At 75.2% G+C, this 10,128-nt stretch carries 8 protein-coding genes; 3 read left to right on the top strand and 5 right to left on the bottom strand.

All coding sequences use genetic code 11. The features are described from left to right. The coding region (locus tag ACFVST_RS04925; RefSeq protein ID WP_390146946.1) for an ATP-grasp domain-containing protein at positions 1–134 on the bottom strand (134 nt) is incomplete at its 3' end. Between the two features lie 390 nt (positions 135–524). Between ACFVST_RS04925 and ACFVST_RS04920 the strand changes: the two genes are divergently transcribed. Continuing rightward, positions 525–1,421, top strand: a complete 897-nt coding sequence (locus ACFVST_RS04920; protein WP_390146935.1) for a peptidoglycan-binding protein — start codon at positions 525–527, stop codon at positions 1,419–1,421. 154 nt (positions 1,422–1,575) lie between these two features. Here the strand turns inward: ACFVST_RS04920 and ACFVST_RS04915 are convergent, their stop codons facing one another. From ACFVST_RS04915 to ACFVST_RS04900, 4 genes are read right to left on the bottom strand one after another with little or no spacing between them, the layout of a single operon-like run. Continuing rightward, entirely contained in the window at positions 1,576–1,947 is a 372-nt protein-coding gene (locus ACFVST_RS04915) for a hypothetical protein (RefSeq protein ID WP_390146934.1), read from the bottom strand. Between the two features lie 40 nt (positions 1,948–1,987). Next, positions 1,988–3,235 (bottom strand): VWA domain-containing protein, encoded by a 1,248-nt coding sequence (locus tag ACFVST_RS04910; RefSeq protein ID WP_390146932.1) that lies wholly within the window; start codon positions 3,233–3,235, stop codon positions 1,988–1,990. Then, positions 3,232–5,706 carry a DUF5682 family protein gene (locus ACFVST_RS04905; RefSeq protein ID WP_390146930.1) on the bottom strand — a complete coding sequence of 825 codons (2,475 nt, stop codon included), beginning with the start codon at positions 5,704–5,706 and terminating at the stop codon, positions 3,232–3,234. The genes ACFVST_RS04910 and ACFVST_RS04905 overlap by 4 nt, the downstream gene beginning before the upstream one ends. Beyond that, positions 5,703–6,845, bottom strand: a complete 1,143-nt coding sequence (locus tag ACFVST_RS04900; protein WP_390146928.1) for an AAA family ATPase — start codon at positions 6,843–6,845, stop codon at positions 5,703–5,705. Before ACFVST_RS04900 ends, ACFVST_RS04905 begins: the two co-directional genes overlap by 4 nt. Positions 6,846–6,978: 133 nt before the next feature. On the opposite strand from ACFVST_RS04900, the gene ACFVST_RS04895 reads away from it, so the two are divergent. Further along, positions 6,979–8,367 carry an SWIM zinc finger domain-containing protein gene (locus tag ACFVST_RS04895; protein WP_390146926.1) on the top strand — a complete coding sequence of 463 codons (1,389 nt, stop codon included), beginning with the start codon at positions 6,979–6,981 and terminating at the stop codon, positions 8,365–8,367. Then, positions 8,361–10,040, top strand: a complete 1,680-nt coding sequence (locus ACFVST_RS04890) for a DUF5691 domain-containing protein (RefSeq protein WP_390146924.1) — start codon at positions 8,361–8,363, stop codon at positions 10,038–10,040. The genes ACFVST_RS04895 and ACFVST_RS04890 overlap by 7 nt, the downstream gene beginning before the upstream one ends. Positions 10,041–10,128 lie beyond the last annotated feature (88 nt).

The raw sequence follows: 10,128 nt of genomic DNA, 5'->3' as shown, positions 1-10,128 counted from the left end.
TTGACGACCGACTTGCCGCCCAGACGCTCGGTGGCAGCGCGCGCCGCCTCAGGCGTGTCGATGACTTCACCGGCCAGCACCGGTACACCGTGCTTGGCGAAGAGGTCCCTCGCCTGGTACTCGAACAGGTCCACGCGCGTCCGTCCCTATCCCTATCGTGATCTCGTCGGCTCTGCCGTCGGCTGTCTGCTCGGGCGTGCCGCGACGGGCAACGTGACTCGGCTGTCACAGGGAAAGCGCACACGGTCACCGGGCACGCGGCATGTCCGTCTCGCAGGTTATCTCCGCTTCACGCGTGGCCGTAAATCACAGCTCACACCTGGGCGGTGATAACGGTCACAGGACGTGGTGACGGTGATCACCCGCGGCGTCTGCGTTCTCGGCGCCCGGCCGGTCACCGCAGCTCCCCGCGACGGGCCGGAAAGCCGTCTTGCGCTCTCAACTCGCCTAAACGGACACTGGGTTGACGAGTCACGCCGCCTCGGGCGGAGCTTCCCGCCGCGCCACCCCCCAGGGAGCCGAACATGGCTGAACCGCTCAGCGCCGCCCGCCTGTTAAAGGCGCTGCGCGCCGAAGGCCTCACCGTGCACGAGGTCCGCGACTGGCGCCACCACCACCGCAACGCCAAGGGCGCCTGGGGCCCCGTCCACGGCGTGATGATCCACCACACCGTCACCCGCGGCACCACCGGCACCGTCGACCTCTGCTACGACGGCCGCTCCGACCTGCCGGGACCGCTCTGCCACGGCGTCATCGACAAGAAGGGCGAGGTGCACCTGGTCGGCAACGGCCGCGCCAACCACGCCGGGCTCGGCGACGGCGACGTACTGCGCGCCGTCATCGCCGAACGCCCCCTGCCGCACGACGACCAGTCCGACACCGACGGCAACAGCCGCTTCTACGGCTTCGAGTGCGTCAACCTCGGCGACGGCAAGGACCCTTGGCCCACAGCGCAGTTGGCAGCGATCGAGAAGGTGTCCGCGGCGATCTGCCGCGCGCACGGCTGGGGCGAGCGGTCCGTCATCGGCCACCGGGAGTGGCAGCCCGGGAAGGTCGACCCCCGCGGCTTCAGCATGGGCGGGATGCGCCGCCGTATCGGCGACCGCCTGGCCGGACGGAAGGGTTCCGGCGACGCCCCGCCCGCCGAACCCGAACCCGGGCCGACGCGCCACGCGCCCTTCCCCGGGGCGGACTTCTTCCACGCCGGGCAGAACGACCCGCTGATCACCGCGATGGGCCGCCGCCTCGACGCGGAGGGCTGCGGCCGCTACCAGGACGGCCCCGGACCACACTGGTCCGAGGCCGACCGCCGCTCCTACGCCGCCTGGCAGCACAAGCTCGGCTACCAGGGCCGGGACGCCGACGGCGTCCCGGGAAAGGCGAGTTGGGACCTGCTGAAGGTCCCCCGGCCGGGGAAATAGCCCGGGCCGGGCGCTTTACCGGGCGGGCCGGCCACTGAGTACGGCGGCCCGCCCGGGACCCGCGGACGTACGGGTCAGACGGCGGCAGTGTCCGGCACGGAGGCGGGGGCCACCGACTCGACGGCCCCGGTCACTCCGGTCACGGCGTGACCGGTCAGCGCACCGGCGTCCGCGGCCACCGTCGAGGTGAGTCCCGCGCGGGCGTGGTGACGCCACCGGCCACGCCGCCCGCCGCGGGCTGCGCCTCGTCGGCGACGTTCGCCACCAGGCGCTGCACCGAGCCCACCGCCTCGCCCGCGAACCGCGGCACATCGTTCCCGACGACGCCCTCCGCGAACGGCCGCACCTCGGAGACGACCCCGCCTGCGGCCGGCGTGACCGCACCGAGGACGTCCCGCACCACGTGCGTGACATCGCCCACGGCCTGCCCGGCGACCGGCAGCACCCCGTGCACGGCGGTCGCGGCGATCGGCGGCAGCACGGCCCGCGCGGCCTCCTCGGCCACCGGGGTGGCGGCGGACGGCACCCGGCCCGGTGTGGGGGCGGTTCCGCAAGTCCCCTTTCCCTCAAGCCCGTTGGGGTGCTGTGTCCGGTATGGGTATCTCGCGGCGTTCGAGCGCCGCGGCCATCACGTCCGGGAAGTGGTCGGGCGTACAGGCGAAGGCGGGTGCGCCGAGGGCGGCGAGGGCTGCGGCGTGCTCGCGGTCGTAGGCGGGTGCGCCCTCGTCGGAGAGCGCCAGCAGGGTCACGAACTGCACTCCGGCCGCCTTCATCGCGGCCACCCGCCGCAGCATCCCGTCCCGGATGCCGCCCTCGTACAGGTCGGAGATGAGGACCACCACGGTGTCCGCGGGGCGGGTGATCTTCGACTGGCAGTAGGCGAGCGCCCGGTTGATGTCGGTGCCGCCGCCGAGCTGGGTGCCGAAGAGGACGTCGACCGGGTCGTCCAGTTGCTCGGTGAGGTCGACCACGGAGGTGTCGAACACGACGAGCCGGGTGGACAGCGACCGCATCGAGGCGAGTACGGCGCCGAAGACGGCGGAGTACACCACCGAGGGGGCCATCGAACCGGACTGGTCGATGCAGAGCACGACCTCCTTCCGCACCGACCGCGCCGCCCGCCCGTAGCCGATCAGCCGCTCGGGGACGATGGTGCCGTGCTCGGGCAGATAGTGCTTGAGGTTGGCCGCGATGGTGCGGTTCCAGTCGATGTCGTGGTGGCGGGGGCGGCTGGTGCGGGCGCTGCGGTCGAGGGCGCCGGAGAGGGTGGAGCGGGTCCGGGCGGCGAGCCGCTTCTCCAGGTCCCGCACCACCTGGCGGACGACGGCGCGCGCGGTCTCCCGGGTGGTCTCGGGCATCGCCTTGTGCAGCGAGAGCAGGGTGCCGACCAGGTGCACGTCCGGCTCCACCGCCTGGAGCATCTCCGGCTCCAGCAGCAGCGAGGAGAGGTCGAGCCGCTCGATGGCGTCGCGCTGCATGACCTGGACCACGGAGGACGGGAAGTAGCGGCGGATGTCACCGAGCCAGCGGGCCACGGAGGGGGCGGAGGCACCGAGTCCGGCGGAACGGTCCCGGCCGCGGCCGGACTTCGGGGCCTTGCCGTAGAGCGCGGTGAGCGCCGCGTCCATGGCGGCGTCCTGCCCGCCGGGCGCATACCCGGTACCGTCCGCCTCCCCGCCGAGCACCAACCGCCACCGCCGCAACCGCTCCCCGGCGGCCCCGTCGCCCCCTGCGGATTCGTTTGCCGGGGACCCGTCAAGTACGGCGGGCGGGGCCGCGGATGTGGTCCCGCCCGCGGTGTGCGTTCCGGTCATGTGGCCGCTCCCGCGGGGTGGTTGGTGGTGTGAGGTGTGGCTGCCGGGTACTGCCGCGGGGCGTCGCCGCCACCCGGCGCGGAGGTGGTGACGGCGGGCGCCGGGGCCGCTTCCGCCCCGGGGCCCAGCAGCAGTGCCAGTACCGGCAGCACCGCGTCGGCCCGCGCCGGATCGCCCTCCGCGGCGAACCCGGGCAGCCCGGACCCGGCCCCGGTACCGCCCGCCGGTCCCCGGCCCGGCCCCTCCCGCACCAGCTCCCCCAGACTGCGCCGCACCGTCGACTCGTACGCGGAGAAGGTGCGGCGGAGCAGCGGCAGTACATCGGTGAAGGCGGTGTCGGGTACGGAGCAGAGCCAGCCGTCTATCAGGCCGAGGAGGCGCTCGTCGTGGACCAGGATCAGTCCGCCGCCGGAGCCGCCGCCGACGAACCCGTCGATCCAGGCGGCGGCCTGGGCGGGCGGGGTGCCCGGCGACAGGGCCAGGCCCATCAGCCGGGCCGCCTCCTCGCCGGTCAACCGCTCGTCGTCCAGCAGCAGTCGGGCGGCGCGGCCGCGCAGCTCGCCGGGGGCCGTGTCCCGCCCGGCGAGGGTGTGCAGCATGGTGTGCCAGCGCCCCCGTATCCCGTCGCCGGAGCCTGTGCCCGCCGGGCCGGTGACGGGCTCGTCCGGCGTGGGCCGGCTGGGCTCGGTGAGCAGGGACATCGCTCCGTGTACCGCGTCGAGGCGGCGGCGCATCGCGGCGGCGGCGTCCGCGTCGAGGGAGACGCAGGCGGCGGGCAGGCCGACGATGACGCGCTCCGCCAGTCCGCCGGCGACCTCGCCGAGGGCCCGGGTGTCGGTACCGCGTACATCGCCGTAGCGCAGGGAGCGGGCCAACGCGGGCAGTGCGTCGGCGAGATGGGCGACATCGGCGTCCACGGCGGCCCGGTCGGCGAGGATGCGCATCACGGCGGGGAGCGCCTCGGCGAGACCGGCGCGCAGGCACCGCTCGGCGAGGGCGGTGACCTCCGCGAGGGCCGTCGCACCGGCCGCGTCCGCTTCGGCGCGTGCGGTCGCTGCGGTGTGCACGGTGGTGCCCCACACCCCGGCTTCGGCGACCCGCACCGACAGCTCCGGCTCCCAGCGCAGCCGCCAGCCCTCCCGGAAGGTGCCGGTGCCGCCGCGGACGAGGCGGGCCGGCTCGCCCCAGGGCACGCCGAGCAGCCGCAGCCGGTGCAGCAGGCGGCTGCGGGCGGCGTCGTTGTCCTTGCGCAGGTCCAGCTCCAACTCCCGTTCCCCGGCCTGCGGTTTGAGCCGGAGGCTGCGCTGGAGCCGGTCCAGGTCCCGCTGGAGCGGTACCGCCAGGGCGGATTCCGGTACCTCGCCCAGCACATCGCCGACGACCAGCCGATCGTGGACGAGGGCGAGCGGTATGTCGGACCCCTCGCAGAGCACGGCGCGGACCGCGTCGGTGGTCTCGGTCAGTCCGGGCAGCGGACGGCCGCGCATCGCGGCCAGGGCGTCCGCGAGCCGTACCGCCTCGATGAGGTGGGCGGAGGACACCGGGCGGTCCTCCTCCCGGAGCAGCCCGGCGACCTTGGCCATCCAGCGTTCCACCGGCCGGTCGGGGGCGGCGAAGAGGTGGCCGTACCAGCCGGGTGAGTCGATTCCGGCGCCGTATCCGCTGCCGCGGGAGAGGCGGCGGTTGGTCCAGGGCACCCAGGTCAGCTCGGCTCTGGCCTTGGGCAGGCCCTTGAGGAGGGCGCGGTCGTCGGTGACCCGGGTCCGCTGCCGCAGCGCGGGCACATGCCAGGCCCCGCACACCACGCTCACCGCCTCGGGGCCGAACTCCTTGACTGCGCCGCGCAGTTGGAGCCGCATATGGGCCTCGCGGACCAGGTCCCGGTCGGTGCCGGTGGGGCCGTGCTCCTCGCGGAGCGCGGTCATCGCCTCCTCCAGCGCCTGGAACGGGGCGAAGGCGTCGCCGCTGTCTCCCCGGTGCTCGACCGCGTCCTCCCACCAGCGCTCCGGGTCGTCATAGCCGGCGGCCTCGGCGAGAGCCCGCAGCGGATCCACCCGCAGCGCCTCGGCACCGCCCTCACCGGCCTCGCCGTCCGTATCGCCGGGCCCTCCCGGTGGTGACTCCGGCTCCTCGGGCCCGGGGCGCATGGCCAGGGTGTGGGCGGCGGGCAGGTCGATGAAGCGCACCGGGACCTGGCGGGCGACGGCCCAGCGCATCGCCACCCACTCCGGGGAGAACTCCGCGAACGGCCAGAACGCCGACCGGCCGGGCTCCCCGACCGCATGGGCGAGCAGGGCGACGGGCGGCCGCATCGCCGGATCCACGACCAGCGGCAGCACCGCCTCGGCCTCCGGCGGGCCCTCGATCAGCACTACCGCCGGATGGGCCGCCTCCAGCGCGGCCCGTACCGCGCGGGCCGAGCCCGGACCGTGGTGGCGCACCCCGAGCAGCAGGGGGACGGGCGCGGTCATGCGCTCACCTCGCGGCAGGCCCGGTAGAAGTCCTTCCAGCCGGCCCGCTCGCGGACCACGGCCTCCAGATACTCCTGCCAGACCAGCCGGTCCGCGGCCGGGTCCCGTACCACCGCGCCCAGGATGCCCGCGGCCACATCACCGGAACGCAGCACTCCGTCGCCGAAGTGGGCAGCCAGGGCAAGGCCGTTGGTCACCACGGAGATGGCCTCCGCGGTGGACAGGGTGCCGCTGGGCGACTTGACCTTGGTGCGGCCGTCGGCGGTGACGCCGTCCCGCAGCTCGCGGAAGACGGTGACCACGCGGCGGATCTCGTCAATGCCGTCCGGCATGGGCGGCAACTCCAGGGCGCGACCCATCTGCTCCACCCGGCGGGCCACGATGTCGACCTCGGCCTCGGCCGTGGCGGGCAGTGGCAGCACCACCGTGTTGAAGCGACGGCGCAGGGCGCTGGACAGGTCGTTGACGCCGCGGTCCCGGTCGTTGGCGGTGGCGATGAGGTTGAAGCCGCGGACGGCCTGCGCCTCCTGCCCCAACTCCGGTATCGGCAGCGTCTTCTCGGACAGGATCGTGATCAGGGTGTCCTGCACGTCCGCCGGGATACGGGTCAGCTCCTCGACGCGGGCCGTCATGCCGTCGGCCATCGCCCGCATCACGGGGCTGGGCACCAGGGCGTCGCGGCTGGGGCCGTGGGCGAGGAGCCGGGCGTAGTTCCACCCGTAGCGGATGGCTTCCTCCGGGGTGCCCGCGGTGCCCTGCACCAGGAGGGTGGAGTCGCCGCTGACGGCGGCCGCCAGATGCTCCGAGACCCAGGTCTTGGCGGTGCCGGGCACGCCGAGCAGCAGCAGGGCCCGGTCGGAGGCGAGGGTGGTGACGGCGACCTCGACTGTGCGGCGCGGGCCCACGTACTTGGGGCTGATGACGGTGCCGTCGGGCAGGGTGCCGCCGAGCAGGTAGGTGGCCACCGCCCACGGGGAGAGGCGCCAGCGGGCGGGGCGCGGGCGGTCGTCCTGGGCGGCGAGCGCGGCGAGTTCGCCCGCGAAGGCGTCCTCGGCGTGCGGTCGCAGCGCCTCTTCGGTACCGGCACCGCGGCCGGACTGCCCGCTGGTGTCCGAAGGCGCAGCAATGGTCGTGGACATGATTCGGTCCCCCTCCAACACGGTCCTGCTCTGAACTCCCCCAACCGTGCACCACGCCACTGACAATCGCCCTGACCTGCATGGATGCCCTCGGCAGGGGTGATTGTCAGTGGTGGGTCCTACGGTCGGAGACATGACTGAGCAGGGGGTGCGCTGGACGGCGGACCAGGTGCTTGCACTGGCACCTGACGCCGCGTCACGCAAAGCGGGAAGCAAGCTGGGGGCGGCCGGCCCGTGGTCCGGCACGGGCGCGGACGGAGGGGCGGTATGGGGGCTCTGCAAGGGCAGCGGCAGGAAGCCGTACCAGACGGTGGTGGATCTCGCCGGGGCCGGCGGCCCGGCGTACCGGTGCAGTTGCCCGAGCCGGAAGTTCCCGTGCAAGCACGCGCTGGGGCTGCTGCTGCTCCGGTCCGTCGAAGGGGAGGTTCCGGACGGTGCGGCGGTGCCCGAGTGGGCGGCCGACTGGCTGGCGGGGCGGCGCGAGCGGGCCGAGGAGAGCGGTACGGCGGGTGCGGGGAAGGCCGCGGGTGCGGTGGCCGATCCGGAGGCGGCCAGACGCCGGGCGGAGCAGCGGGCGGCGCGGATCACGGCGGGCGCCGAGGAGTTGCGGCAGCGCCTCGGTGATCTGCTGCGCGGCGGGCTGGCGGACGCGGGCTCGGCGGGGTACGCGCCCTGGGAGGAGACCGCGGCCCGGATGGTCGACGCCCAGGCCCCCGGACTGGCCTCCCGGATCAGGGAGTTGGGCGGAGTGGCGGCCTCTGGTCCCGGTTGGCCGGGGCGGCTGCTGGAGGAGGCCGCCCTGGTGCATCTGCTGGCCCGGGGGTGGCTGCGGCGGGAGGCGCTGCCACCGGAGCTGGCCGACACCGTCCGCGGCCATGTGGGCCTGCCCGTCCCCGCCGACGGCCCACCGGTACGGGACCGCTGGCTGGTCCTCGCCCAGTACGAGACGGACGACGGCCGTCTGACGACGCGCCGGATCTGGCTGCACGGCATCGCCTCCGGCCGCAGTGCGCTGCTGCTGTCGTTCGGTGCGGCGGGCCGGGCGCCGGAGCTGTCGCTTCCGGTGGGCCTGGCGCTGGACGCGGAGCTGCGGCCGCGTCCCGGCCCGGCCATGCTCCGGGCCGATCTGGGCGAGCAGTTCGCCGTCCCGGCCCCGATACCGGACCGGCCGGCGGGCACCGGCACCGAGGAGGCCGCCGCCCGCTACGGCACCGCGCTCACCGCCGACCCATGGCTGACGTCCTGGCCGGTCACCCTGCGCGAGGTCGTCCCGGTGCCCGAACCGGACGGCGGTGGCTGGCAGTTGGCGGACGCGGACGGCGGCTCGGCACTGCCGGTGCATCCGGCGGCGCTGGGCACCCCGGGCCTGTGGCGGCTGGTCGCGCTGTCCGGCGGCGCTCCGCTGACGGTCTTCGGGGAGTGCGGCCACCGCGGCTTCACCCCGCTGGCCGCCTGGTATCCCCCATCCCCGAGCGGCACACCGGCGGCCGGGGCGAGCGAGGAGGTGTTCTCCCTGTGCTGACCCGCACATCCGATCAGCGAGCCGACCACCAGCCGCCCGGCACCGGGCAGGGCGCCGCGCATCCGGCCGCCGATCCGGCCAACGCCCGTGCCGCGGAAGCCCGTTGGGGCGATCTGGTGACAGCCGCCCTGCTCGGCACGGAACGCCGCGATCCACCGGTCCCCGCCCCACCCGGCGAGGACCCGGCGGCCGCACTGCTGGACGCCGCGGCGGTCGCCACCGTACGGCGGCGGGCGGGGCTGCGACCGGCGGTGGCCGCGCCCGCACCCGATCCGGCACCGGTCGACGAGCGCCCGCCGCCCCCGCCGGCCGCGGCCCGGCGGCTCGCCCTGCTGCTGGCGGACCGGCCCGGCGGCGGCCGGCACGGCTCCGCACCCGACCTGACGGAGCTGCTGCCGCAGTGGCTGGCGCTGGCCGGGGCGAGGGGCTTCGCCGCGCCCCCGCATCTGCTGCCCGCCCTGCTGGACGCGGCCCGCGGCCGGACCGACCTGCGGTCCGCGGTGCTGACGCTGGCGGGGCCGCGGGCGCTGTGGCTGGCCCGGCTCAATCCGGACTGGCGCTTCGCACTGCGCTCCGCCCCCGGCGGCGGCGCCCTGCTGCCCGATCTGGCGGACGCCGAGGCGGTGAGCGCCCTGTGGGACGACGGCCTGTTCGCGGAGCGGGTCGCCCTGCTGGCGGCGATACGGGCCGAGGATCCGGCGGCGGCCCGGGAGCTCCTCGAAACCTCCTGGTCCAAGGAGCGCGCCGAGGACCGGCTGATGTTCGTCGACTCGCTGCGCCAGGGCCTCGGCCCGGCCGACGAGCCTTTCCTGGAAGGGGCGTTGGCCGACCGCAGCCGCAATGTCCGGGCCACCGCGGCCGAGTTGCTGTCCACACTGCCCGGTTCCGCGCTGGCGGAGCGGATGGCGGAACGGGCCGCGTCCTGCGTCTCCCTGGACCGCACCCGGCCCGGGCCGGCGCTCGCCGTGGAGGCGCCGTACGCCTGCGACCCCGGTATGGAACGGGACGGGGTGGTGGCGAAACCGCCGCAGGGGCGGGGTGAACGGTCCTGGTGGCTCGGCCAGTTGCTGGAGGCGGCACCCCTGGACGGCTGGCCGGCGCAGCTCGGCGGGCTCACCCCCGCCGAGATAGTGGCCCTGCCGGTGGCGGACGACTGGCGCGGCGAACTGCACGCGGCATGGTGCCGGGCAGCGGTACGGCAGCGGGACGCGGCCTGGTCCCGCGCCCTGCTCGGCGTACCGGCCTCACCCGCGGCGGGCGGCCCGGGCGCGGTGCCCCTCTCGGAGCGCGCCAAGCTGCTGTCGGCGCTGCCCGCGGCGGAGCGCTCCGAGTGGGTGGCGGGTTTTGTCGCGGCGCACGGACTGCCGGAGGCCTTCCAGATGCTCGGCGGCTGCCCCGTGCCATGGTCGGAGCCGCTGGGCAGCGCGGTGGTCGACGCGCTCAACATCGCACGGGACGCCGGGAGTTACCCCTGGAGCTTCAGCGGGGTGATGGGCCTGGCGGAACGCTGCCTTGATCCGGCACAGGCCCCCCGGCTGGAAGCCCTGACGACCCGGCCCGATGAAACGGAGGACTCCTCGCCGGGCGCCGCCGGCTACTGGTCGGAGGCCTTCCAACGCCTGGTCACCACACTGCGCCTACGGGAGGCGATGCGTACGGAACTCCTCCAGTGAGCGGTGCTCTCGCCGGGGCACGGAGGCGAAGGGGAGGGGGTGGGGCGCCCGAGGCAGGCGGGCGCCGCTCACCGTGAGGAAAAGCGTG

Source organism: Streptomyces sp. NPDC058045 (assembly GCF_042885635.1).
Taxonomy (GTDB): domain Bacteria; phylum Actinomycetota; class Actinomycetes; order Streptomycetales; family Streptomycetaceae; genus Streptomyces.
This window is presented reverse-complemented; position numbering and strand designations above follow the sequence as displayed.